The following is a 24,623-nucleotide window of genomic DNA, read 5'->3' as shown; positions in this document are numbered from 1 at the left end:
TGCCCCCATATACTGAATTACGGATGGCCTGCGTTTGGAGCAGGCCGGTAGCTGAAATGGAATAGAGCCATGACAATAGAGCGCTCCGACCTCGTCCAGATCCCGGTTTTGCCATTACGGGATGTGGTGGTCTACCCCCATATGGTGATCCCCCTGTTTGTTGGCCGGCAGAAGTCGATCAACTGCCTCGAAGCGGCCATGGAGCAGGACAAGCAGGTCCTGCTGGTCGCCCAGAAGGAGGCTGAGCAGGACGACCCCTCAGTTGATGATGTCTACCAGCTTGGTACTGTGGCGTCGATTCTGCAGCTGCTGAAACTGCCCGACGGTACCGTCAAGGTGCTGGTCGAGGGCAGTCAACGTGCTCGAATCGAGCAGTTTACCGATGAGGAACCCTTCCTGGTGGCCGACGCTCGCTTTGTGGAAACAGAGCGGATGGAGGAGCGCGAGGAGGAGGTGCTGGTGCGCACCGCCATCGGTCAGTTTGAAGGCTACATCAAACTCAACAAGAAGATTCCCCCCGAGGTGCTCACCTCCCTCAACGGCATCGATGAAGCGGCGCGTCTGGCAGACACCATGGCTGCCCACATGCCGCTGAAGCTGGAGGAGAAGCAGGCGGTCCTGGAGATGGACAACGTCGCCGAGCGCCTCGAGTACCTGATGGCGATGATGGAGTCGGAGATCGACATTCTCCAGGTGGAGAAGAAGATCCGCTCCCGCGTCAAGAAACAGATGGAGAAGAGCCAGCGCGAGTACTATCTGAATGAGCAGATGAAGGCGATTCAGAAAGAACTCGGTGAGCTGGATGACGTGCCCGATGAGTTCGAAGCCCTCTCCAAGAAGATTGCCGAGGCGGGTATGCCTCAGGAAGCTCAGGAGAAGGCGGAAGCCGAACTGAACAAGCTGAAGATGATGTCCCCCATGTCTGCCGAGGCCACCGTGGTGCGCAGCTACATCGACTGGATGGTGAGCGTGCCCTGGACCAAGCGCAGCAAGGTGAAGAAGGACATCGCCCGGGCCCAGGACGTGCTGGATGCGGACCACTATGGTCTGGAGAAGGTGAAAGAGCGGATCCTGGAGTACCTGGCGGTGCAATCCAGGGTCAGACAGCTGAAAGGGCCTATCCTTTGCCTGGTGGGGCCTCCAGGGGTGGGTAAGACCTCTCTGGGTCAATCCATCGCCCGGGCCACCGGCCGTAAGTACGTGCGTATGGCCCTGGGTGGGGTGCGTGATGAAGCGGAGATCCGCGGTCACCGTCGTACCTACATCGGCTCGCTGCCCGGCAAGCTGATCCAGAAGATGGCCAAGGTCGAAGTGCGCAACCCGCTGTTCCTGCTGGACGAGATCGACAAGATGAGCTCCGACATGCGCGGTGACCCGGCGTCGGCGCTGCTGGAGGTGCTGGATCCTGAGCAGAACAACGCCTTCAACGATCACTACCTGGAAGTGGATTACGACCTGTCCGACGTGATGTTTGTGGCCACCTCCAACTCCATGAACATCCCCGGTCCTCTGCTGGACAGGATGGAGGTGATTCGTCTGTCCGGTTACACCGAGGATGAGAAGCTCAACATTGCCAAGCAGCACCTGCTTTCCAAGCAGATCAAGCGCAATGGCCTCAAGCCTGGTGAGGTGACCGTAGAAGATGACGCCATCATCGGCATCATCCGCTACTACACCCGGGAGGCCGGCGTGCGTAGCCTGGAGCGGGAGATCTCCAAGATCTGTCGCAAGGCGGTGAAGCAGCTGCTGTTGGACAAGTCGCAGAAGTCGGTAACCGTCAATGGCGACAACCTCAAAGACTTCCTGGGTGTTCAGCGCTTTGATTATGGCAAGGCGGAAGAGAACAATCAGGTGGGACAGGTGGTTGGCCTGGCCTGGACCGAGGTGGGCGGCGATCTGCTGACCATCGAAGCCACCTCAGTGGCCGGTAAGGGCAAGCTCACCTACACCGGCTCCCTTGGGGATGTGATGCAGGAGTCTATCCAGGCGGCGATGACCGTGGTGCGCTCCCGTGCCGAGAAGCTGCGCATCAATCCGGACTTCTATGAGAAGCGGGACATCCATGTGCACGTGCCTGAGGGGGCAACCCCGAAAGACGGTCCCTCTGCGGGTATCGCCATGTGCACCTCTCTGGTCTCCAGTTTGACCGGCAATCCGGTGCGCGCCGACGTGGCCATGACAGGTGAGATCACCCTGAGGGGTGAAGTTCTGCCCATCGGTGGCCTGAAGGAAAAACTGCTGGCCGCACACCGTGGTGGCATCAAAACTGTGCTTATTCCAAAAGAGAATGCACGGGATCTGGAGGAGATTCCGGATAACGTGAAGAAGGATTTGGCCATCCATCCGGTCCAATGGATTGATGAAGTTTTGAGCTTGGCCCTGGAAAATCCACCGGAAGGGTTTGAATCTGTGGCCTAAAAGTGGCTAAACACCCCCCAAAATGCGCCTTTTTTAAGGCGCATTTTTGATTTTGGGGCAAAAACCGCAAAAAGGGCTTTGCAATCTCGTTTTCGCTGTGTAGTGTATGGTTTGAACCAAGGCTCAGTGCGCTATAGGGCGCGGCATGACTGGCTTTGAGCGGTATCCTGGTTTCCATGTCATGCGGCACTTTGAACGCTTGAACTTTGAAATTAGGCTTGATATAAAACTCTCCGCAGACCGCGCTAGCGTATGGAATGGCAGCGGCGCAAAATTAGAATTGAAGGGGATGAAATGAACAAATCTCAACTGATCGATCAAATCGCTTCTGGTGCTGATATTTCCAAAGCAGCGGCTAGCCGCGCTCTGGATTCCTTCATTGAAGCAATCACCGACACTCTGAAAGAGGGCGACAAGATCTCCCTGGTCGGTTTCGGTACTTTCGAAGTTCGCGAGCGTGCCGAGCGCACCGGTCGCAACCCTCAAACTGGCCAAGAGATCAAGATCGCAGCTGCGAAGATCCCTGCATTCAAGGCCGGTAAAGCGCTGAAAGACGCGGTAAACTAAGTTACCTGAAGACGCTCCGAACTTTCTGAGCGTTTTTTAGTTTCGGAGTGGTAGTTCAGTTGGTTAGAATACCGGCCTGTCACGCCGGGGGTCGCGGGTTCGAGTCCCGTCCACTCCGCCAGCTATACAAAGGCGCATCCCCGATGCGCTTTTTTTTGTTTTGTACCCTTATACTGGGATACAACCCCTTCCAGCTCGTTCGAAAAGAGACGTCTGATGTTAGAAAAAATTCGTGAAGGATCGCAGGGAGGCGCCGCCAAGATCATCCTGGGTGCCGTGATTCTTTCATTTGCACTGTCCGGAATCTACAGCTACCTGGGCTCCAACGGCCAGGCCAACGCCGCCAACGTCAATGGTGAAGACATCACCCGCTACGACCTGAGCGTTGCGCTGCAGAATGAGCAGAACCGCTTGCGTAACCAGATGGGCGAGATGTTTGACACCCTGGCTGCCGACCCTGCCTGGATGGCCAATGTAGAGCGCTCCGTGCTGGAGCGTATGGTCTCCGAGCGCCTCATCGACCAGAAGGCCCGTGCGCTGGGTCTGCGCGTATCCGATGAGCAGATCAAGCAAGCCATTGTAGAGACCCCAGAGTTTCAGGTAGACGGTGCCTTCGACAATGACCGTTACCAGGCGGTACTTCGCCAGATCAACATGACCCCGGATCGTCTGGCGGCCACCATCGGCCAGGATCTGGTGCGTCAGCAACTGCTGAGCACCCTGTTCGGCAGCGAGATTGTCACTTCTGAGCAGGCTCAGGATCTGCTGGCTCTGCAGCAACAGCTGCGGGATATCCGTTACCTGACCATCGCCAAGTCCGGCTACCTGGAGCAGGTGAGCGTGAGCGACGAGCAGGTGCAGATCTTCTATGACACCAACCTGGATCGCTTTGCCACCCCAGAGCAGGTAAGCCTGGAGTACATCGAACTGAGCGCTGCAGATCTGGCCAAAGACGTGGACGTCAGCGACGACGAGCTGCTGGCCTACTACGACAGCCATCTGAACCTGTACCAGAAGCCTGAGCGTCGTCTGGCGGCGATGATTCTGGTGGAAGACCGTGCCAAGGCGGAACAGGCTCTGGCCCGCATCCAGGCCGGCGAAGCCTTTGCCGATGTGGCCAAAGAGGTGTCGGAAGACTTCTCCGCCGAGAACGGCGGTGAGCTGGACTGGTTCCAGCGCGGCATGATGGACCAGGCGTTCGATGATGCCCTGTTTGCCCTGGAAAAGGGCGCGGTGTCTGAGATTGTGGAATCCGATTTCGGCTTCCAGATCATCCAGGCCAAAGACATTGAGACCGATGTCGCCGCACCTTTTGAGGACGTGAAGGCTGAGATTGCCGAGACCGTGAAGCTGGAGAAGGCGCAGGAAGCTTTCTACGACATGCAGCAGCGTCTGGTGGATGCGGCCTTCCAGTTCCCTGAGAGCCTGAGCGATGCTTCTGCCGAAGTGGGCAAGGCGGTTCAGAGCACCGAACTGTTTAACCGCTTTAATGCCCAAGAGCCCTTCAGCAACCCGAAAGTCCTGAATGCGGCCTTCTCTGACGCCGTGGTTCTGGACCAGATGAACAGCGACGTGATTGAGCTGGGCAGTGGCCACGTCATCGTGGTGCGTGCCAAGGATTATCACGCCGCCGGCACTCAGCCCCTGGATGAGGTGCGCGACCAGATCCTGGCTCAGCTGAAGGCAGAAGAGGCCTCCAAGCTGGCCGAGGCTGCCGCCGCCGCCAAGCTGGCGGAGCTGGAGTCCGGTGCCGCCCTGGAAGGGATGGTGACCGAGACTGGCCTGGGCCGCATGGGCAAGCCTGGCGTTGACCCTCAGCTGGTGTCTCAGGTGTTTACCCTGGCTCGCCCCGCCGGCAAGCCGACCCTGGGCAGCATCAAGCTGAGCAGTGGTGACTACGCCATCGTGGCCCTGGACAAGGTCAGCGACGGTGACGCCGAGCGCGCCGCCGCCGATGCGCTGAAGCTGCGTCTGGCCGGTGTCATGGGGCAGGAGAACTATCAGTCTCTGATTGCTGCCCTGCGCGCCAGTGCGGAGATCAGCTATTACGCTGCTCAATAAGCCTCGGCTGATTGTGTGAAAGGCGCGGCTTGTCCGCGCCTTTTTGCTATCTGTGCCGATGGTCGGATCTGCGGTTTTTTCCTTTCCGTAGTCGACGCTTTTGGATAAGCTTTCCGGAAAATTTTTAGAACGGGCCTAAACTTGGGGCCGAACTCCTGCCAAAATGCAGGCACCAGACAAGGGAATTATTGATGATCATCAAGCCAAAGATTCGCGGTTTCATCTGTACCACCACTCACCCGGTTGGCTGTGAGCAGAATGTACGTGAGCAGATCGCCTACACCCAGGCCAAGGGCGCCATCGCCGAAGGCCCTAAGCGGGTACTGGTGATCGGTTCCTCCAGTGGCTATGGCCTCTCCTCCCGCATCGCCTCCGCCTTTGGCTGTGGTGCGGCCACCATCGGTGTGTTCTTTGAGAAGCCCGCTACCGAGAAGAAGCCTGGTACCGCCGGCTGGCACAACGCCGCGGCTTTCGACAAGCTGGCCCACGAAGCCGGCCTGTACGCCAAGAGCCTCAACGGTGACGCCTTCAGCCACGAGGCCAAGCAGAAAACCATCGACCTCATCAAAGCCGACCTGGGTCAGGTGGATATGGTGGTCTACTCTCTGGCCTCTCCGGTTCGCAAGATGCCCGATACCGGTGAAGTGGTGCGCTCCGTACTCAAGCCCAAGGGCGAAACCTACACCGCCACCGCCGTAGACACCAACAAGGACGCCCTGTTCGAAGCCTCCATCGAGCCTGCCACCGAGGAGGAGATCGCCGCCACCAAGACCGTAATGGGTGGTGAGGACTGGGAGCTGTGGATCAACGCCCTGAACGACGCCGGTGTGCTGGCCGATGGTTGTAAGACCGTGGCCTACAGCTACATCGGCACCGAGATCACCTGGCCCATCTACTGGCACGGTGCCCTGGGCGACGCCAAGAAGGATCTGGACCGTGCGGCCCACGCCCTGGATGCCAAGCTCAAGGCCAATGGCGGCAGCGCCAATGTGGCGGTGCTCAAGTCCGTGGTGACCCAGGCCTCCTCCGCCATTCCGGTTATGCCTCTGTACATCGCCATGGTGTTCAAGAAGATGCGGGAAGAGGGTGTGCATGAGGGCTGCATGGAGCAGATCTACCGCATGTTCAGTGAGCGCCTCTACAAGGCGGACGGCTCTGCTGCCGAGGTGGATGAAGAGAACCGCCTGCGCCTGGACGACTGGGAGCTGCGTGACGACATTCAGAAGCACTGCCGCGATCTGTGGGCCCAGCTGACCGACGACAACCTCAAAGAGCTGACCGACTACGTCGAGTACAAGGAAGAGTTCCTCAAGCTGTTCGGCTTTGGTGTCGAGGGCATTGACTACGATGCCGACGTCAACCCTCTGGTTGAGTTTGACGTTATCGACATCTAAGCTCAGATGCCGAACGAAAAAACCGCCTCCACGGCGGTTTTTTTATGCCTCACTCTTACCGGCCAGATGATCGAAGTGGGCGTGGTCGCCACCACAGAACGCGGGCAGCATCACTTTGGGAATGGGGGCGACACCTGCCCGGTTCCCGCGGTAGTGTGAGCACTCACTGACGGGACGGATGCCGGCTTCCGGGGTTTGGATGCCAGGGTAACGAAAGTCCACCAGGCGGTCCTGCCAGATGACCCAGTGATGGGGGCTGCCATCCAGGGTTCCTTCCATCAGTTGCGCCTGCTCCCCTTCATGATGCAGCAGGCTGAGCACCACGGTGGACACCCCAAGGGCGTTCAGTTCCCGGGTGGGCAGGATGAAGAGTTGCTCTAGCAGTTGTTCAGGGCTCATGGGGAAGCTGTGGATGGGGAATCAGGCCCCCACCATACCCAAGTGGGGGCCTGCTGCCAACTCAGTTAAAGCTGGTAGTAGAGGCTCAACCAGGCGCTCCAGCCTATGGGGTCTTCCACGCCGTTGTCTCCTGCCCAGCCGGCGCCCATCTGCAGTTGCAGGCCATCGAACTCGGGCAGGGCGTCGAAGATGTAGGGAGAGAGTCCCTCCAGTTCCAGATTGACCCCGGCCACCGGCAGTCGCTCTCCTGCGTCCATCTGATAGCTTCGATAGAAGAGTTGCAGTGGGGCATTGCCCAGGCTGATACCCAGGCGCTCCAGCCGCTCACCGGTCAGGGCGGAAAGGGGCAGGGTCGGCTCCATCACCTGTCCCCAGGGGAGCCAGTGAGGGGTGAGGCTGCTGGGTATGCCCCCCAGTCTCAGCTGGTCGAAGGGGGAGGGCGTTCCGCCCAGATCCCACAGCGCGCCCTGACCGGACAGGGTCCAATCCTGCCACCCAAGGGACAGGGTGAGCTGACTGTCGCTGCGCTGCCAGTGATCCAGGCTTTGCCCCCAGGTGTGCCTGCCCTGAAGCTGACTGCCGAGGGACAGGGGCCCCCTGCGCCAATGACCGGCCAGACTGGCGCCCAGATAGGCGGTGCTGAGGTCGGTGTCCACACCACTGCTGCGTGCTTCCACCTGTCCCAGGGTTGCCCCGCCCCCCAGCTGCAGACTCAGTGCCGTGTCGAAACGTCTTTGCCACTGTCCACCCAGGTGGGCCACCAGTCGCCGCTCATCCAGTTGCGGGGTCTGACTCTCTGACAACTCATCGAAATCCTGCTCCAGAGCCAGCAGGTCGGCATTGAGGCTGATGGGCCAGCCCTGCCACCTCAGCGAACCCAGGATGCCCTGCTGGACGCCGGAGAGGTCGCCCTGGGCCAGAAACTGCCAACGCAGCCTGTTGACCGGATCGCCCCCCTTAATGCCGAATTCCAGCGCCTGTTGCCAGGGGGTCAGCTGGGTGCCCAGTGCCAGAGAGGCATACTGTGGGCCAATGCCATAGTCTGTGGCCGGGCGCGGATCCTGGATGGGCGCTGGCTGCGCCGGCATAGCCTCGACGGGCGCCAGGGTGGTTTGGGCCAGGGCGTCGATGCTCAGTGGCTGGCGATAGAGGCTCTGGCCCTGACTGGTGGTGGCAATGAAGTAGAGAGACTCGCCGTCGCTGCGGGGCGCGGTCGCCACCTGGCGATAGCTGGTGAGCCGGGTCAGTGAGCGGTTGCTGACCGCAAAGCGGTAGTTGGCAACGCCCTTGTTATCGCCCAGGCTAAGCAGCAGGGTGTCCTGGCTCAGCCAGCTCGGGTAGCTGAGGAAGTTGCCGCCGTTGGCCTGGGCCAGGCCTAAAGGGGCCTGCTGTTGGTCATCGGACAGGTACAGGTCCCACTGACCCCGGCTGTGTTTCAGGTAGCTCAGCTGTCCGCTCCCTGGGCGATAACCGGGAAAGTCGAGGATCTCGTTGTCCGCCGCGACGACCCGGGTGGTGAGGTTGCCAGAAGCCAGATCCAGTTCCACCACGCTGCTTCGCCCTCCCTTGAGCTGCAGGGCCAGCAGTTTGCCTCCTTGCGGGTGGGGGAAGGGTCGCACCAGGTTCTGCTGTTGGGTCAGCCGGGTGACCTCCTGAGTGTCCAGGTTCCACCGATAGAGATCAAAGTGCCACTCCCCCTGCGCCCCCGGGGTCAGTTGGCTGAAGAGTATCTCCTCGTCACCCAGCCAGACAGGGTCGGTCATCATGCCGTCGCTGCGGGGCAGGGAGTGGAGCACCTCGGGATTGAACTGCTCGGGTTCCCTGTCGGGGATATCCTGAGGATCGGCGTCGAGGCGCGCCTGTCGCCGTTCCAGCCACTTGGCCCGGGCGGCGTCGTTGGTCTGGTTGCTGTAGATCACCAGCGTCTGGTTGTAGCCCTTGCGGTCCCCCTCAACCAGGGCCAGTTTGTCACCGGAGGGCGACAGGCTGGGGGCAGACAGCTGCCAGTGGTGTTTCAGCCAAAGATTGGCGGTTTCTTCCTGGGCTGCGAACTCCTGGGTCATCGCCTTGTAGGAGGTTTCGGCGACGAAGCGGCGATACAACCGCTCCGGTCCCTGACCGAATACGCCTTTGAAGGCCTGCTCGAAGCTGCGTGGCTCCCTGGCCACCATCCGGGTCCATACCTGCTTCAGGCTCTCCTCCCCGTGCTCATGCTGCAACCACAACAGGTAGCTGGAGCCCATCAGGTAGGCCATGCTCATGCCCAGGTAGCTCTCCTCATCCCCGGACAGTTGCTGATAGCTGGGGAGATAGCCCTCGCGGGCCCACTGCATCAGGATGCTCTGCACCAGGGCGTTGGCGGGGCGCCCCTTGCCGTCGTACTGATGCTCGATCACCGTGGCGTACCCCTCCGACACCCAGCGGGGCACCTGCAGAAAGTCCACATAGAGAGACTGCCACAGCTGGGTCATGGGGGAGCGGGATTCCCTGGACAGATGATTCAGGTGCGCCTGCTCGTGCACCAGCAACAGGGTTGACCATTGGGGCATGTGGGACAGCACCGAGTTGGAGAGCGGTGGCGTGGTGTAGAACACGGTGCGACTCTGGCCGATCACCGGCAGGGCAAAGCCATTGGCCAGGTTGAGGGGATCGCGGATGACCAGGTCGACCTTGCCGGGCAGTTGGTGGCCGATGGACTCCCCAACCGCCTGTTGCAATCTGTCGGCATCGGCGGCGAGCTGGCGGGCCCAGTGCTCATGTTCCGGGGTAAAGTGGATGCGGTATAAGTCGGTTTCCAGAGTTTGCCAGTGGCGTTCGGGGGCGGCCAATCCTGGCTGGGTGAGCAGCAGCCACAGCAGGGCGGCAAACAGAGCGGATCTCATGGGACACTTCCTGTGTATAAGAGGGGCAGGGGCTCGAAAGGATGCCCTTGCGGATCAACTCTGTCTAATCTATCTCGCTTGGCCTCCGGCTTGCAAAGCCAGATTACTGAAGTCTCAAGTCTTTCTCCCTGTTGGCCAGCTCCAGGGTCACGTTCAGCAGATCCAGTTCCAGGGCCGTCAGGGCCTTGTTGATGTAGGGGATCAGCTTATCGGCATCCGCCAGGGCACTGTGACAGGCGGCGATGCCGATATTGAGCTGGCCGTCATAGCTGAACATGGTGATGTTCAGGCTTTGCCCCGGCAGCAGCAGTGAGAAAGGAGTAATGGCGCGTATGGCCGCCCCATACAGATAACGCTGTTCTTTGGGCCCGGGCACATTGGAGATGATCAGGTTGCTGATGGCGGGCAGCTTGGTGTCCAGGCCCAGGCGGCCAATCAACAGCATCAGGGCATTGGTGACCACCGACAGGTTCATGAAGGCGGTGGGGGAGAAGCTCTTGGCTTCGTGTTTGATCTGCCGGCTGGAGATCATGATCTCCTTGAGGCGCTCCGTGGGCTGGTTCTGCCTCCTGCCCAGCTCTATCAGGGCGGGGGAGAAGTGGTTGTCGCGGGTGTCGCCCTCTCCTTTCATGTTCACCGGCATGATGGCGACCAGGGGCTTGTCACTGGGGTGCTGGTGTTCGATCAGGTACTGGTGCAGGGCGGCGTCACAGACCGCAAGTACCACCTCGTTGATGGAGGCGCCGGTAAACTGGCTGATGCGGCGGATTGAGCTCAGGGGCAGTCCTCCCCAGGCGATGACCCGTTCACTGTCAGGCCCCTGATTAAACAGGGTCCGTTCCGCGGTAAAGGGGATAGGCAGCCGGCTGATGCTGGGGTAGAAGGCTCTGGAGAACAGTTTGCCGGTGAGCTTGGCCAGGTTGGGCAGCTCCTGAACCTGGTGATAGAGGGTGTGGGCAAAGTCATAAGCCAACTTCAATGTTGGGTTTGGGCTGCGGTGACGCTGCTTGGAGAACTGCCAGAACGCGGGGCTGACCGCGGACTTGGGATCGGCGCTGAGCATCTGCTGCATCAGGGCACTGAGCTTCATGCCGTCGGCACAGGCGTGATGAATCTTCACATAGACGGCGACCATTCCCTTGGGCAGTCCCTCAATCAGATGACATTCCCACAGCGGCTTTCGCCTGTCCATCTGTTGACTGTGAATGGATTCCAGCAGGCGTTGCAGCTGATGCTCGCCCCCATGGTCATCGAGGTGATGGCGGAACAGGTGCTGGCTCAGGTTCAGCCGGGAGCGGCGTCGCCAGCTTGGCCACAGGCCAGGCCCAAAGTGGAGTACCCGATTGAAGGGGGCATGGACCTGCTCGGCGGCCATCAGGTGGTCAAACAATCGGTCGGCGTAATCCGGGCTGTCCGGCTCCACCTCAATCAGCCCACCGACGTGCATGGGGGTAGCGCGTGTTTCAAATAGGACAAAGGATGCGTCAATCAGGGACAAGCGGGCCATGCGGGTGTACTCCATGTGGTCATCGGCTACTACCGGCCAACGCCTCTCCATCGGCGCTGGTCTGTCCTCCTAAGGTATGGAGGGGACTGGCCCGGGTCAATGCGCTGGATCTAATCAGGGGAGGTTTTTTTGCCATTAACTGCAATTAATTTGAGATCTTTAGCTGTGGGCGAGTGTTGCGGAGTGTGATCTGGTTCAAATTTAACCGGTCGCTGAAACCTGTAAGAAATTGGCCAGATAAATCAGATGGGTACAAGAACATGAAGAAATAGTGTATTTGCTCTGTTTTTACAGGGTCATAACCCGATGTTGGCGGATGTGTGACGCTGTGAATAGGTGGCCCGAAAATACCATTACAGCTTGATGATACCCTGCCGCTAACCCCAGTAAAGCGGGGTTCCCGCGTACGGATTACAAGAGTCTCAGCAACATTTAAGGGCCGATATATGAAGCTTCTCCGTCATCTCAGCATTAGCAAGAAACTGATGTTTGCCAATCTGGTAGGCATGCTGCTTTTGCTCCTTGGGGCAGGTTTTGCCCTCTATAGCCAGGTTACTGTGGTGGGCTATTACCAGCAGGTATTGCAGCAGGACGTGGTGGCCAGGGAGCAGGTGCTCACCCTGGAAGTGGAATTCAAAGCTCAGGTGCAGGAGTGGAAGAACGTCCTGGTTCGCACCTATCAGGAGAAGGACAGGGAGAAGTACTGGGGTAAGTACCTTAAAGCGGAAGCCAAGGTGCAACATCATGCCGAGGCGACTCTGACAATGCTCAGGGAGCTGGATGCCGGGTTGGCCAGCAAGCTGGACGCCTTTATCCAGGCGCACAGGGTGTTGGGTGAAAAATACCGTGAAGGTCGGGCCTATCAGCTGGCCAACGACTATGATGCCGCTGGCACGGACACCCTGGTCAGAGGCATAGACAGAGCACCGGCACAGAGTCTCGAGGCCCTGGTGGAGGCGATGGAGCAGGCCCAGGAGCGGGCGGTAGAGGAGCACCAGTTGCATGCGGATCAGCAACTGATGCTGGCCATGGTGGCCCTTGCCCTGGCCTTTGCCCTGGCTCTGGTGGTGGGTGCCATGGTGAGCAACAGCTTCATCATTCGCCCCATGCGCAGCGTCGGTGGATTTCTGCGTGAGCTGGCATCGGGTAACTTCGCCGCTCGGCTCAGTCTGGAGCAGCGGGATGAGCTTGGCCAACTGGCCGGTGATGCCAAGGAGCTTCAGCAACAACAGGTGTCGATACTCAATCAGTTGCACCAGGTGTCTGCTCTGCTGACCAGCCAGTCCCACACCCTGCAGCGGGAGATGGGGGAAACCGCCAGCGACATCCATGATCAGAATTCACAAACTGACCAGATGGCCAGTGCCATGACCGAGATGGTGGCGTCCATCTCTCAGGTCAGTTCCAGTGCCCAGGTCGCCGCCAGCAATGTGGCTGAGACCAACGGCCGCCTTGGAGAGAGCAAACGCAATCTCAACGAGACCAAGCAGAACATCATCGAGCTTCAGGGGGCGGTCAGCCACTCGGGGCAGGTGATGCAGCGCCTCGAGCATGAGAGCCAGGAGATCGGAGCCATTCTGGATGTAATTCGTACCATCGCCGAACAGACCAACCTGCTGGCACTGAACGCGGCCATAGAGGCGGCCAGGGCAGGAGAGCAGGGACGCGGCTTTGCCGTGGTGGCGGATGAGGTGCGCTCTCTGGCATCCCGCACCCAGGAGTCGACTCAGCAGATTCAGACCATGATCGAGCGTCTGCAGAAGGAGAGCCAGGAAGCGGTTACCTCCATTGAGCACGGCCAGCAGTTTGCCGACGTGTGTGCCAGTCAGGCCACCGAAGTGGACGAGATGCTCAGCCTGGTGACCGAAGAGGTGGGACAACTGAGCCAGATGAATATGGAGATTGCTGCGGCCGCCGAAGAGCAGAGCCGTGTCAGTGAAGAGATTAGCCAGAATGTGCTGCGGGTCAAGGAGGTGGGCGAATCGGTGGAGCGCAACGCTTCCGAGGCTCAGCAGGTCGGCCAGCAGATCGCCTCTCAGGCCGACGAACTGCAGGACCTGATTGGTCGATACCGACTGAGCTGACAACAAAACCCCGCCTCGGCGGGGTTTTTTAATGGACACAAAAAAAGCCGGCTGATGTCAGCCGGCAAGGTCGCGGTCGATAATGAAATGAACTCGTCTTTTACAACTGCCTAAGCTTAAAGCTGATTAAAAGTAGTACCCCAGGTTGATGTTGATGCGGTGATCCCAGCCATCATCGGCCTGAGGCAGGCCAATATGGTCATTGATGCCTGCGGCGTACATGTTTTTGCCGGAAATCAGGTCGACATAGGTGTAGGTCGGGCCCGCAGAGATGCCCATACCAAGGACATTCATCAGGCTGTCGTCGTAACTGCTGTCATCCACATCGGGGGTCATCATGCCAAAGTCGTTGTAGACCTTGATGCTGCCAAAACTGGTTGGGATGGTCTTGGCAATATTCAGGGAGTAGATCTGGCCCTTGGAGGCCACTTCATACTGCCAGTCAAAGGCTGACAGGGCGATCTTGTTGGGGTTACTGGCATCGGCGGCATCGTACTCATACTGAATGGCCTGAAGCTGCAGATTCCAGTCATTGATGGAACTGTCCAGGTGCAGAGCCAGGGCATAGCGGTCGCCATTGTCACCGGTCTCTGTGTTGTAGATCTGTCCCCACTCTACCGATGCCCCCACAATGGATTGACCTGAGGCATGCTCTATCAGGTAAGTTTCACGCAGGTTGAGCTGGTTGGTCTCCTCGTTATTGTATTGAGTGCCGTTGATGGTGCCCTCGTAGATGTCGGTGGAGTAACGCTGGCTGTTTGAAGGGCTGTATTCGGCGTTCTTAAAGGCGCCCAGATCGGTGGTCCAGTTGCCATGGCTGAATTGAAGGGTGGCCCCCATATCGTGGTCGTCTTCAAAGCCCAGATAGTAGGGCAGACCAAACCAGAAGCTATTGGAGATGTAGCCGGGATTGCCAAAGGGGACCTTGGTGAGTCCAATGGTGGCCTGTATCTGTTCGCCGATTTCACCATATGCATAGGCATTCAGCAGCATATGATAGCCTTCGTAGAAGCGATACTCGGAAGCCAGGCCGATACCATTGAGGGAGCCATTGAATTTAATGGCTAAGACATCGAATTTAAGGTCGCCAGCTTTGTCTTTGGATTGGTCGCTGTACTCTTTGTATTGGTAGTTGGCTCTGACGGTGCCGCCGATGGCAATGCCATCTTCGGCGTCATTGGCATAAGAGCCAGCGCAAGTCAGAGTAGAAAGTGCAAAGAGCGCAGCTGTGATTTTATTCAACGTTGTCATGAAAACACCTATATTATGCTAGATGATTTAACTCTTGTTTGTATGGAGAAGCTTTAAAAAATCGCAGAGGCAATGTTTGGTGATATTGCGTGCTGAGTTATTAAACGCTTCTGGCAATTGGGGCGTTGCTTAAATGCGGGTGACTAATAATGCTCTATTAACCACTGTGTTTTTTAGATGCCTTAAACAATGAGGCCGAATAAGGAATCAATGGTTAGTACATGTTCTGATATTTTCGCAGGTTTAAATTTTCGTCTGCTTCCGACGCGTGGAGTCGTTCAGGGTTTGAATTTATCTGGCCCGAATAAACTCCTGATCATTTTTCTTAGTGTCGATTAATACAGGAAAACGGCGAGCAGAGAGAGAGGTCATCTGCTCGCCGTTGATGGGTGTTACAGCAGGGTAGTTACATCAAGCTGCTTGAGGAACTTGACGCCGTTGTTTACGTCTTTGGTGAATGGGCGATCCTTGTCTACAAAGGGCACGACTTTGCGGTATTCCTTCAGCAGAGCACTGGTGCCTTTACCCAGCTTGTAACCCTGCTCGTCGCGACGCATCTGGGCACCTTGGGTCATGTGCAGAATCTCGTAGGAGAACACCTCATAGGCGATGTCGTTCATCTGCTTCAGACGCTCGGCGGTGACGTTCACGTTGTTGTAGGTCTCCTCAATGATGTTGGAGGTCGGCAGACCGTACAGGGTGACGTTGTTGGTCAAGCCTGCGGCTTCGGCGTAGTAGCCGGAGATCGCCTGGATGATGTTGGCGAAACCGTCACCCCCCTTGTTGGACTTGGCCACCAGGTACTTGGGCAGGTGAGTACGATGGTCCATGCCCACCTGCAGGCTGCGCCAACCGGAGTTGTGAATCACGTGAGCCATGGCTGTGGCCAGAGACTCAACCTGAATCGCGATTTGAGTGTTATCGAAGGCGGAGTTGGAGTTAACGTAGCTGCCCTTCTTGGGATCGACCATCAGGGACTTCACCACTGGGGTGTCGGAGTACCACATGTCGGTGCGGCCTTCGATAGTCACCATGGGGTTATCAGAGGTGTGGTTAAGCTGTTTCTCAACCAGATCTCTCAGCTGGTCCAGCTCTTCGTGAGCGGCGGCCAGCGTCCAGTGGGAGGAGCGGAAGGTCAGCGGATCCTGCAGGTAGCGCTCTTCATTGGGCTGCCACAGGAAGGAGCCCTCTAGAGCTTTAAGGATCGGCTCTGCAGCCACGTGCCCCTGGGGCATCCCTTTGCCTTCGATGGAGTGCCACAGGAAGGGAGAGACGTTACCGTTCAGACACTCCAGCGAGGTAGCCACGATGTAGGGAGAGATATCCAGCAGGTGCTGGGATTGCTGGATCGCTTCCACGGTGATGGCCATGGAGATGTTGCTGTTGGACAGGATGGAGATGCCATCCAGGCCGAAGGGTTCCAGAGGCTTGATGCCCAGGTCGGCCATCGCCTTGGTGGCAGGCACTTTCTTGCCCTTGTAGTGAACATCCCACTCACCGATCATCGCCAGGCCTATGTGAGTGGCCCAGTTCAGGTCGTTCACGCCAGGGGAACCGCGACCAGGTACCATGGGGATGACATCGTTGTTGATGAAGGTCTGATAGTACTTGGCGGTTTCGGTGGTCATACCGGTCAGGCCGGCTGCCATCTGGTTCAGACGGATGATCATACCCATCTTAACGATGCGATCTTCGAAGTAGGGTTCCATTGCGGCGGCCTGAATACGCAACTGACGCTTGTTGAACTCAATGGACTTAGTGCGGTTAGGCTCGGCTTCGATGTCGCCTTTGACTACTTCCTGATCTTTGAGGTCGCCAAAGTTGGTGGTCAGGCCGTAGATTTCGATGCCCTTCTTCGCGGCGTCGATGGTGGTTTGATAGGAGTCTTCCACTCGTTTCCAGGCGGCACGGCTCAGGGTAACGTCATTGCCTTTGGCCGCGGCTTCCCAGAGTTGGTCGACAGTCAGATCCTGGCCAGTCAGTTGAAAGGTTTCGGCTTGGATGCCGAAGGATACCGCCAGAGAAAGAGCACAAATGCTCGTTGATAATACGTGTTTCATCAGGAACTCCATTGGTTCTTTGTATCGTTTAGGTGTGGATAAATCATAGGGAAAAATATTAAGAATGAACGTGAAGAAGCTCCGGGATAGCTGGGTATAAGAATTTGCTATGCCGAGCTGGATTTACGTCACAAAACAAGGCTTGGTGAAAAATATGTTTTTTTGAATGGCCTTTTTGTGATGTCAGGTTTTATTTTTTTAGAGAGTCGCAGTGATCAGTTTAGAAAGGGCTTGACAGTCGATTAAGTCAGTCTAATTAGTGCTTGCTGAGGCAGGGTTCGGTATGGGGTGGCTAAATGAAAAGATGGCTGGAAATGAAAATGGCTGGTGGTTGCCATGTTAATTTAATAACCCTAAGGCAACTTTCCAGCCACTATTAATTTCGATTCTGATTTATTACAAACAGCTCTATTTTAGATTAGAGAATTCGACCACATGGCAGTCTGAGCAGATTGCTCTCGATGATTGATGCTCTGAGTGGCACAGGGTGCACTCCAGCAGATCCTCATAGTGGTGAGAGCCGTGTGGATCTTTATCCCAGCGGTTGGCTTGAATAGGGATCTCGCTCATGCCGCCATGGCACTCGATGCAGGTTTCTGCGCTGGGACGCTGGAATTTACCTTTGGCGGTGTGACAAGTGCGACAAGTCATATTGCCGCCCATGGCGTCGGCGTGGTGGGGTTTCATCGTCTTGGGCGCGGCTAAGGCTCCCCATGACAGCAGTACAGTGATAGCGGCAACGACTATGGAGCTTTTCATTACACATTCGCCTTATATTTTGCAGCGGCCCTGCCGGCAATTTGACCAAAGACCAGACCGTCTACGGAGGAGCAACCTCCCAAGCGATCCATTCCGTGAACGCCTCCGGTAATCTCACCCGCGGCAAACAACCCATTGATCGGTTCACAGGTGGTCACATCCACGACCTGGGCGTCTGCCGTAATGGCGACTCCGCCCATGCAGTAGTGCAGTACAGGTGACAACCTGAATGAGTAGAAGGGCGGCTTGAGTTGTGTTCTTACGTCCAGGGGTTTATTAAAGGGATCCGGCTTGCCCTCTACGATCTCGTTCCACTCTGCGATGGTTTGGGCCAACTGTGTCTCATCGACACCATGCAGCTTAGCCAGCTCTGCGACCGAGTCTGACTTTCGCACTGCTCCGTCTCGGTAGGCAGCGCGGAAGCCTTCCGAGCGCTTTGTGGTCTCCTCACCACAGAAGGTAAAGGGGTAGTTTGGTTTTGCTTTGGTGCCTTTCTTCATTACCTCCAGCTCAGCTTCGGAGCGGGTGCGACGAGATGACAGCTCGTTGACAAAGCGCTTACCCGTCATGGGATCCACGGCAATCCCCTCACTGAAGGCGTAATCTGCGAAGAAGGAGCCGGGGCCTGCCGGACGCTCATCCGGGGAACCCCAAGGACCCAACTGGTACATGTCCAGCATGATGGGCAGTGACCCTAATGACAGCAGTGACTTAATCATCTCTGCCGTGGCCCCTGGCTGGGCGCTCGCCTTCAAGTTTGCGTAGGCAGGCATGGTGGTCTTAACGAATTTCTTGTCGTTGCCCCAGCCACCTGTCGCGATCACAATGCCGTGGCGGGATCCGTAGGTCATCTCTCCTTTGGCGCTCCCTGTATTGGGGTCGAAATCTGTTTGAACCTCTACACCGCAAACGTTGTTTGCATCGTCGCGAATGATGGCGGAGACATTGGTGCGATTCTGGAATTTAACCCCTTTGTTCAGCAGGTATTTGTGCATGGGGACGACAATGCCGCCTCCGGAGGCATTGGTTGGGATGTGGCCTCGGGGAGCGCTGTGTCCACCCAGACGAATCAGCTTGTCTTTGAACTCAACACCACACTCCATCAACATCTCATAGGCGGTGCTGGCGCCTTTCGCCATCGCTTCACAGAGTTCGGGGTGGTTGAATCCACGGCCGACCTTGAGCATATCTTTCACCAGAAGCTCCGGTGAGTCTTCGATGCCGTGTTTTTTCTGCAGCGGGGTATCAGGCATACAGGCAATGCCACCACAGATTGCCGAGTTGCCTCCGAAGGCACCCATCTTTTCTATAACAAGGATCTTGTTTAATCCATTTTTATTTGCAGAGTAAGCCGCAGCCAATCCCGCAAAACCACTGCCTACGATCACAAGGTCGTATTCTTCATCAAACTTTCTGGTCATAGGAGATGCCTGTGTCGGAGCAGCGGTTACTGCAGCGGCAGCCGGTATTAATGCTGCGGCTTTCAGTAGATCTCTACGTTTCATTACAGTTCCTTAGGTGGACCCAAATACCTGAGCTGTAGCAGGTATTGGAGTTAAATAGGGGGTAAGAAAATCATAGAAAAAAATGCTGAAACCGAACGTGAACAAGCTCCGGGATAGCTCGACATAATAAATTGCTATACCCACGCCGACTCAGGTCACAAAAATTGGGCCAAACAGAAAATGTATTTTATCAGATGTTTTGTGATAAAAGCGTCTGGCAAATTTATCAGGAAACGCTTAGGGAGGGTTGGCGCGTCAATAACAGGGCTGAAACCGCAGTTCCTTAATCGCCATCAGATTAAATCGTTATCACAGAATCGGAAATTCAAGATCATTCATAGGAGAGAAGGGTTTACACTGCTTTAGAAAACTATTGCCGGGGAGATAGTGAGAGCGATGAATATAAAAACAATATTGGCATTTTATTATTCGGCTGAATTTGACAGCTTTTCTAAGGCTGCGGAGTTACTGGATACATCTCAGCCAAATATCAGTAATCTTGTTAAAAAACTGGAGTCCGATCTTGGGGTTGAGCTGTTTCAGCGACGACAAGGCAAGGTGACCCTGTCAGAGAATGGTCGGATCTTGTATCCGGTCGCTATCGATGTGATTGATAACTATAAAAACTTTCTAAACTTATCTCAGCAGCTTGTCGATAAGTCTCCATTGACCATTGTCACCCAGCCCAGACTCTATTTGAAATACGTGGCGCCAATCATTGACCCTGAGATGCTTAATTCCTCATTTCTGCACATTAAGACCGGGGAGCTTTCCTTGGTGAAGCACTTGATGGAGAAGGGCGAGGCGGACATAGTGATCACCGAAGGACTGTTTGATAATCAGCCTAAGTATCGAAAGCGGCAAATTTTGGATGTGCTCTATTTTAACTGGGCAAAATCTAAGCGGGTGACATTTTCGTCACCGGTTCCCACCATCACGCACTCCAGAGTCTGGGATCACTGGCATGATTTGACTTTGGCACTGAATCAGACCGATGACTTTTATCGGGTGATGACCATAGATACGCCGGACTTTTCACAAGAATTGATCCAGAAAGGGATCGGCATTGGCTTGCTCCCGCAGAAGATGATTGAGAGCAACCCTGAGCTGGAGGTCTGTCAGGGACCCACCAAGGGCGATGTGGAAGGCCCCATCAACTTCTATGTTCGTCACGATATCTCTCCTCAGCATGAGGAGGTGGTGAAGGTGCTGATCGCCAATTCCAAAGTTAACTGAGTTGGCCAAATCCCCGCCTCGGCGGGGTTTTTTGTGCCCATAAAAAAGCCGGCTGATGTCAGCCGGCAAGGTCAGGAATGAAAACACATAGATAAATAGGACCGGGGTGGTGTCAGTCACCCCGGTGCCCAAGGGGTTAGAAGTAGTAACCCAGGTTGATGTTGATGCGTTGATCCCAGCTGTCGCCAGCCTGGGGCAGGCCAACATGATCGTCCAACTCGGTGGAGAAGGTCATGTTCTTGCCCTGGATGAAGTCCGCCATGATGTAGATGGGACCCGCGGCGATGGCCATACCGGTCACGTTCTGGAAGCTGTCATCAAAGCTGGCGTCATCCACGTCCGGTGTCAGCATGCCAAAGTCGTTGTAGACCTTGATGCTGCCGAAGCTGGTGGGGATGGTCTTGGCAATGTTCAGGGAGTAGATCTGCCCCTTGGAGGCCACTTCCCACTGCCATCCGGCACCGGCGACACCGATCTTGTTGCCATCCATGCCGGCAGGGTTCTCTGCATCGAACTCGTACTGCATCGCTTGCAGCTGCAGATTCCATCCCTGGTAGGTGGCGTCCAGGTGGACAGCCACACCGTAGCGGTCACCGGTGTCTGTGGTCTTGCTGTTGTAGATCTGGCCAAACTCAGCGGAGCCACCCGCCTTAACCGTCAGGTCACCCTCATTGTAGGTGTAGACCTGGCGAAGGTTAATTTGGTTGATCTCTTCGTTGTTGTACTGGGTGCCGTTGACCATGCCGCTGAACAGGTCAGGGGTGTAAGCCTTGTTGTTGCTGGAGCTGTACTCGCCGTTTTTGAAGAAGGCGATGTCGGTCTGCCAGGCGCCACTGTTGTAGACGGCCTTGGCGCCTACGTCGTAGTCATCTTCAAAGCCCAGGTAGTAAGGCAGGCCAAACCACCAGCTGTTGGAGATAAAGCCTGGGTTGCCGAAGGGTACCTTGGTCACACCAAACTGCAGCTGCCACTCCGGCGCCATATCATAGTAGGCATAGCCGTACTTGATGAAGTTGGTGGAGGAGTTGAAGCGGTACTCTGCCGCCAGACCCCAGTCGCCCTTCTTGCCGTTAAACTTCAGCGCCAGAATGTCGAAGTTCAGGTCGCCGCCCTTATCCTTGGAGGCGTCGCTGTACATCTTCAGGCCGTAGTTAACGCGCACTGCGCCACCGAAGTCGATGCCATCTTCGGCCTGAACGGCCATGCTGGAGGCACCGGCCAACAGAGCGGTGATCACCAGTGCTGTTTGAGTACGTTTAAACATTGTCATGAAACCCCTGTTTTACTTCTCTTCGTTGGTGCCGTATGGGCCGTAGCCCCAGGCCGCTTTACGAATTTCATCCACCTTGTGGAACGCGGCTTCCGCAGGCTGGTGGTTCTTCACGTCATCGATCCAGCGGTACTTGAAGCTGCCCCAGTTGGCGTCACCTGGGTACCAGTAGAAGATGGTCAGCTTTTCGCTGTTCAGGTTGGGGATGTTGTGGATGGCGTAGTCGTTGATCCAGAAGTACTGCCCCTTCTCGATGGACTGCATCTGGTTCTGAGCCAGGGTCTCGGTCTTACCGCTGGCGATGTAGTAGCACTCGCCCTGAGGGTGGTAGTGAGGGGCGTGGTCGGTTTTGCCCATGGACACAATACCCATGACGGAGGGGGCGTCAGACAGCTCTTTCCAGCAGTAGTTGGAGGGAGAGTTCTTGATGTCGCCATCTTTACACTCAACCACGTTCTTGCCGCTCTCATCGAAGGTCAGCCAGTGGCGCTTGTCTTTGGCGATGGTGTCATCGGCAGGGATGTTGGCCAGGGTGTATTTACCGGACTCCAGACCGGCGATGTATTTCTCAGCCAGAGGATCGCGACACTCCTCTGGAATTTCCCAAACAGGGGCGTGTGTGGAGCTGACCAGAGGAGTTGGAATAGGAGAATGGTCCTTGGCATTGGCAATAAATGGAGTAGCCAAAAATATAGAGGAAACGGCAACTGCAATAGTTTTTTTCATCATCTTTTCCTTGGTGTTTGTTTTGGACAGGGACATTATTCAGCCGCAGGGGTAAATAAAATGCGCAGTGGATCACGTTGGTTTTTGGTAGAAACAAAGTTTCATGATCCGCCTCGTAAAGGACTCAAAAGTGAGATTTGCGGGTGAATAAGTTCGCCGGGCAGTCTGAAAGTTCGTGATCTTCGTGGTGTTTTATTGCGCTTTTGTGCGGGGTGGGCTTTGAGCAGAAACTGGGGGTTTAATGATGCTTAGTTTATTTCTTGATGCTGATTCAATTTTGGTCAATCAAACTGGTGTGAGCGCATTTATTAGGAAAGGTGAAAACAAAAAAGGCTCCGTTGCGGAGCCTTTTTAGAAGTTATAACTTAGTTTTCATTAAAGTTTTTGAAATCAAAGTTATGGCAGTTACTGCACAAGGGCTTTTTGGATTTGTGCTCGCCGTGGCACTCGATACAAGGGACCTTGTCACCGTAGTGCATGTTGTTGTGAGGGTTTTTCCACTGCTTCTCCTTGTTGGCAGTGGCCTCAATCAGTTCTGGTAAGTCATGGCACTGCTGACAGCTCTGATCTGAGGGAGGCTTGCGCATCCCCTGATCGTGGCAGCTCTTGCAGCCGTCCTCGTAGTTGAATTCATGGAAGCTGCGGCCCTGTTTGGCGCCCATCTTGGTCAGGGTCGCCGCCTGGGCACCGCCCAGCATGGAGAAGGCCAAGGCGATGGCCAGAGTCGTTTTCAGTTTCATGGAGTACCTCACGCAGTCATGATGGAGCGGGCCGCGGTGATACCCATGGCCAGGCAGTCGGGAATGGAGCAGCCACCCAGGCGGCTGACGCCGTGCACGCCACCGGCAACTTCGCCGCCGGCGTACAGACCGGGAATGGGCTCGCCGGAGGCCGCGGCGATCACCTCGGCTTTGGTGTTGATCTGAACGCCGCCCATGCAGTAATGCACCTTGGGCCAGAGACGAATAACGGTGTAGGGGGCTGACATCTCCTTACCCTTGGTCAGGTTCATCGGCTTGCCGAACTGGGTGTCCTTGCCTGCAGACACATAGCCGTTCCACTCCTTCACCTGGGCCTTAAGAGGCTCCAGAGGGATGTCGAAGTGCTTGGCAACGGCTTCCAGCGAGTCAAATTCCCACCCCACCTTGGCTTCCAGCACGTTATCCAGGCTGTGCTGGTTTTGGCTGGAGTGCTTCTTGGAGGTCAGCAGAATCGCTGGCAGAGGGTTGCCTTTGGCATCACGGCGCTGCAGCTCGGCATCGGCCCGGGTTTTTCGGTCTGCCAGTTCGCTCATAAAGCGGCGGCCGGTCATCAGGTCGATGGCGATGGAGTGGGGGAAGTTGAAGATGGCGTAATTGGGCGCGTAGCCAAAACCGCCTTCATCCGGGGAGGCCCAGGGACCGGACTGAATGTGGGCCAGGTGAACCGGGTTGGCCCCCGCCTTCATCATGGCGACCAGGCCATCGCCGGTGGCGCCGGGGGCATTGGTGGAGACCACCTCTTCGGTCAGGGTGGGGTCCTGAGCCATGCGCAGACGGATGTTCTGAGTAAAGCCGCCGGTAGCCATCACCACGCCCTTAGCGGCACGCAGCTTGGCAGGCTTACCCAGGGCAGGGCGGTCATGGTAGTGCCCCTTGGTGACCTGGACACCGATGACATGGCCTGCGTCATCGAACAGCAGATCGTCAAACTTGGTGCGGGTCAGCACCGTGATGCCCTGACGCTCACATTCAGCCAGCATGGGACGGATGATGCCAGCTCCTGAGCGTTCCACCACCTGGTGGCTGCGAGGGGCTGAGTGACCGCCGGGCTGTTGGCAGAAATCTAGGTAAACGGCACCGCACTCCTTGGTCATCTGGAAGGCGTAAGGCCCCAGCTTGGCGTTGTGCTCCAGCAGCTCGCGGCTGGCGATGCCGCGCCCTGCCTTGAGCTGGTCATTGACCATCAGCTCTGCGGAGTCCTTGATGCCCAGCTTTTTCTGCAGCGGAGTGTCGGCGAAGCAGGCCTGACCTGCGTTGATGACGCCATTGCCGCCGCAATAGGGCATCTTCTCAATCACCAGTACCGAGCGGGCGCCCTTGCGTTTGGCTTCGATGGCGGCGGCCAGCCCGGTAAAGCCGGACCCTACGCAGATCACCTCATAGGTGTCGTCCCACTGGACCTTGGAGTGGTCACAGGAGCCGGCCTGTGCAGCGAATGGGGCAGCGGCGCCGGTCAGGGTCATGGCACCCAGCATTTTCAGCGTGCTGCGTTTATTGATGTCGGTTGTCATAGTTTTCTCACCTGTTGGAATGGCGAACGGGTTGAATCGCGCCAGCAAGGGGGCACCGAATTTTCCTTGCCTCTTAAAAATGGAAGTCAGCGAGGATACTGGAGCCTGCTTGCGATTGAGGTTCACTATGAAGAGGGAGAAGGCGGGAAATTGAGAGCTGACTCACATCGGTTTTGGGCTGAAAATTTGTTTCATGATCCAGATCCTGAACAAATTTTCTCTGTGACCGAGA

17 protein-coding genes and 1 tRNA gene are annotated in these 24,623 nt (G+C 56.5%); 7 read left to right on the top strand and 11 right to left on the bottom strand.

Going from position 1 to position 24,623, the window contains the following annotated elements; translation table 11 throughout:
• Window positions 1–69: 69 nt before the first annotated feature.
• From lon to fabV, 5 genes are all read left to right on the top strand, one after another.
• Complete coding sequence (lon, locus tag QUE41_RS16310) at window positions 70–2,418, top strand: endopeptidase La (RefSeq protein ID WP_286340054.1); 2,349 nt, start codon at window positions 70–72, stop codon at window positions 2,416–2,418.
• A 294-nt stretch (window positions 2,419–2,712) separates the two neighbouring features.
• Window positions 2,713–2,985, top strand: a complete 273-nt coding sequence (gene hupB / locus QUE41_RS16305) for a nucleoid-associated protein HU-beta (protein WP_028109509.1) — start codon at window positions 2,713–2,715, stop codon at window positions 2,983–2,985.
• Window positions 2,986–3,029: 44 nt separating this feature from the next.
• Window positions 3,030–3,106: transfer RNA gene (locus tag QUE41_RS16300), tRNA-Asp, on the top strand.
• Between the two features lie 95 nt (window positions 3,107–3,201).
• A complete protein-coding gene (locus QUE41_RS16295) occupies window positions 3,202–5,046 on the top strand; it encodes a SurA N-terminal domain-containing protein (RefSeq protein WP_286340053.1) in 1,845 nt (614 codons plus the stop codon).
• Window positions 5,047–5,237: 191 nt separating this feature from the next.
• Window positions 5,238–6,440, top strand: coding sequence for an enoyl-ACP reductase FabV (gene fabV / locus QUE41_RS16290; RefSeq protein ID WP_286340052.1), 1,203 nt, complete (start codon window positions 5,238–5,240; stop codon window positions 6,438–6,440).
• A 42-nt stretch (window positions 6,441–6,482) separates the two neighbouring features.
• On the opposite strand, the gene QUE41_RS16285 is transcribed toward fabV, so the two are convergent.
• The 3 genes from QUE41_RS16285 to QUE41_RS16275 all read right to left on the bottom strand — a co-directional run bounded on the left by QUE41_RS16285 (window position 6,483) and on the right by QUE41_RS16275 (window position 11,279).
• The gene (locus QUE41_RS16285; RefSeq protein ID WP_286340051.1) at window positions 6,483–6,839 is read right to left on the bottom strand and encodes a hypothetical protein; all 357 of its coding nucleotides are present in this window, start codon (window positions 6,837–6,839) and stop codon (window positions 6,483–6,485) included.
• Window positions 6,840–6,904: 65 nt separating this feature from the next.
• A complete protein-coding gene (locus QUE41_RS16280; protein ID WP_286340050.1) occupies window positions 6,905–9,721 on the bottom strand; it encodes a TolB-like translocation protein in 2,817 nt (938 codons plus the stop codon).
• Between the two features lie 103 nt (window positions 9,722–9,824).
• A complete protein-coding gene (locus QUE41_RS16275) occupies window positions 9,825–11,279 on the bottom strand; it encodes a wax ester/triacylglycerol synthase family O-acyltransferase (protein ID WP_286340049.1) in 1,455 nt (484 codons plus the stop codon).
• A gap of 395 nt (window positions 11,280–11,674) precedes the next feature.
• On the opposite strand from QUE41_RS16275, the gene QUE41_RS16270 reads away from it, so the two are divergent.
• Window positions 11,675–13,312 (top strand): methyl-accepting chemotaxis protein, encoded by a 1,638-nt coding sequence (locus QUE41_RS16270; protein WP_286340048.1) that lies wholly within the window; start codon window positions 11,675–11,677, stop codon window positions 13,310–13,312.
• 126 nt (window positions 13,313–13,438) lie between these two features.
• Here the strand turns inward: QUE41_RS16270 and QUE41_RS16265 are convergent, their stop codons facing one another.
• The 4 genes from QUE41_RS16265 to QUE41_RS16250 all read right to left on the bottom strand — a co-directional run bounded on the left by QUE41_RS16265 (window position 13,439) and on the right by QUE41_RS16250 (window position 18,887).
• Complete coding sequence (locus tag QUE41_RS16265) at window positions 13,439–14,563, bottom strand: hypothetical protein (protein WP_286340047.1); 1,125 nt, start codon at window positions 14,561–14,563, stop codon at window positions 13,439–13,441.
• 392 nt (window positions 14,564–14,955) lie between these two features.
• On the bottom strand, window positions 14,956–16,623 hold the full coding sequence (locus tag QUE41_RS16260; protein ID WP_286340046.1) for an aromatic amino acid ammonia-lyase: 1,668 nt from the start codon (window positions 16,621–16,623) through the stop codon (window positions 14,956–14,958).
• 408 nt (window positions 16,624–17,031) lie between these two features.
• Window positions 17,032–17,382, bottom strand: a complete 351-nt coding sequence (locus QUE41_RS16255) for a cytochrome c3 family protein (RefSeq protein ID WP_286340045.1) — start codon at window positions 17,380–17,382, stop codon at window positions 17,032–17,034.
• Entirely contained in the window at window positions 17,382–18,887 is a 1,506-nt protein-coding gene (locus QUE41_RS16250) for a flavocytochrome c (RefSeq protein ID WP_286340044.1), read from the bottom strand. Before QUE41_RS16250 ends, QUE41_RS16255 begins: the two co-directional genes overlap by 1 nt.
• A gap of 396 nt (window positions 18,888–19,283) precedes the next feature.
• Between QUE41_RS16250 and QUE41_RS16245 the strand changes: the two genes are divergently transcribed.
• Window positions 19,284–20,123, top strand: coding sequence for a LysR family transcriptional regulator (locus QUE41_RS16245; RefSeq protein ID WP_286340043.1), 840 nt, complete (start codon window positions 19,284–19,286; stop codon window positions 20,121–20,123).
• Between the two features lie 136 nt (window positions 20,124–20,259).
• Here the strand turns inward: QUE41_RS16245 and QUE41_RS16240 are convergent, their stop codons facing one another.
• From QUE41_RS16240 to QUE41_RS16225, 4 genes are all read right to left on the bottom strand, one after another.
• Entirely contained in the window at window positions 20,260–21,387 is a 1,128-nt protein-coding gene (locus QUE41_RS16240) for a porin family protein (RefSeq protein ID WP_286340042.1), read from the bottom strand.
• An 18-nt stretch (window positions 21,388–21,405) separates the two neighbouring features.
• Entirely contained in the window at window positions 21,406–22,119 is a 714-nt protein-coding gene (locus QUE41_RS16235) for a cupin domain-containing protein (protein WP_286340041.1), read from the bottom strand.
• Window positions 22,120–22,484: 365 nt separating this feature from the next.
• Entirely contained in the window at window positions 22,485–22,859 is a 375-nt protein-coding gene (locus QUE41_RS16230; RefSeq protein ID WP_286340040.1) for a cytochrome c3 family protein, read from the bottom strand.
• Window positions 22,860–22,867: 8 nt separating this feature from the next.
• Window positions 22,868–24,391: a flavocytochrome c gene (locus tag QUE41_RS16225; protein WP_286340039.1), complete on the bottom strand. Its 1,524-nt coding sequence runs from the start codon at window positions 24,389–24,391 to the stop codon at window positions 22,868–22,870.
• Window positions 24,392–24,623: the final 232 nt, after the last annotated feature.

This window comes from Ferrimonas sp. YFM (assembly GCF_030296015.1).
Taxonomy (GTDB): Bacteria; Pseudomonadota; Gammaproteobacteria; order Enterobacterales; family Shewanellaceae; genus Ferrimonas.
The sequence above is the reverse complement of the archived record's forward strand: the minus strand, read 5'-3'. Positions and strand labels throughout refer to the sequence as shown.

Coding starts and splice junctions, on each gene's coding strand:
- lon (WP_286340054.1), top strand. CDS start 70: ATGACAATAGAGCGCTCCGACCTCGTCCAGATCCCGGTTTTGCCATTA.
- hupB (WP_028109509.1), top strand. CDS start 2,713: ATGAACAAATCTCAACTGATCGATCAAATCGCTTCTGGTGCTGATATT.
- QUE41_RS16295 (WP_286340053.1), top strand. CDS start 3,202: ATGTTAGAAAAAATTCGTGAAGGATCGCAGGGAGGCGCCGCCAAGATC.
- fabV (WP_286340052.1), top strand. CDS start 5,238: ATGATCATCAAGCCAAAGATTCGCGGTTTCATCTGTACCACCACTCAC.
- QUE41_RS16285 (WP_286340051.1), bottom strand. CDS start 6,839: ATGAGCCCTGAACAACTGCTAGAGCAACTCTTCATCCTGCCCACCCGG.
- QUE41_RS16280 (WP_286340050.1), bottom strand. CDS start 9,721: ATGAGATCCGCTCTGTTTGCCGCCCTGCTGTGGCTGCTGCTCACCCAG.
- QUE41_RS16275 (WP_286340049.1), bottom strand. CDS start 11,279: ATGGAGAGGCGTTGGCCGGTAGTAGCCGATGACCACATGGAGTACACC.
- QUE41_RS16270 (WP_286340048.1), top strand. CDS start 11,675: ATGAAGCTTCTCCGTCATCTCAGCATTAGCAAGAAACTGATGTTTGCC.
- QUE41_RS16265 (WP_286340047.1), bottom strand. CDS start 14,563: ATGACAACGTTGAATAAAATCACAGCTGCGCTCTTTGCACTTTCTACT.
- QUE41_RS16260 (WP_286340046.1), bottom strand. CDS start 16,623: ATGAAACACGTATTATCAACGAGCATTTGTGCTCTTTCTCTGGCGGTA.
- QUE41_RS16255 (WP_286340045.1), bottom strand. CDS start 17,382: ATGAAAAGCTCCATAGTCGTTGCCGCTATCACTGTACTGCTGTCATGG.
- QUE41_RS16250 (WP_286340044.1), bottom strand. CDS start 18,887: ATGAAACGTAGAGATCTACTGAAAGCCGCAGCATTAATACCGGCTGCC.
- QUE41_RS16245 (WP_286340043.1), top strand. CDS start 19,284: ATGAATATAAAAACAATATTGGCATTTTATTATTCGGCTGAATTTGAC.
- QUE41_RS16240 (WP_286340042.1), bottom strand. CDS start 21,387: ATGTTTAAACGTACTCAAACAGCACTGGTGATCACCGCTCTGTTGGCC.
- QUE41_RS16235 (WP_286340041.1), bottom strand. CDS start 22,119: ATGAAAAAAACTATTGCAGTTGCCGTTTCCTCTATATTTTTGGCTACT.
- QUE41_RS16230 (WP_286340040.1), bottom strand. CDS start 22,859: ATGAAACTGAAAACGACTCTGGCCATCGCCTTGGCCTTCTCCATGCTG.
- QUE41_RS16225 (WP_286340039.1), bottom strand. CDS start 24,391: ATGACAACCGACATCAATAAACGCAGCACGCTGAAAATGCTGGGTGCC.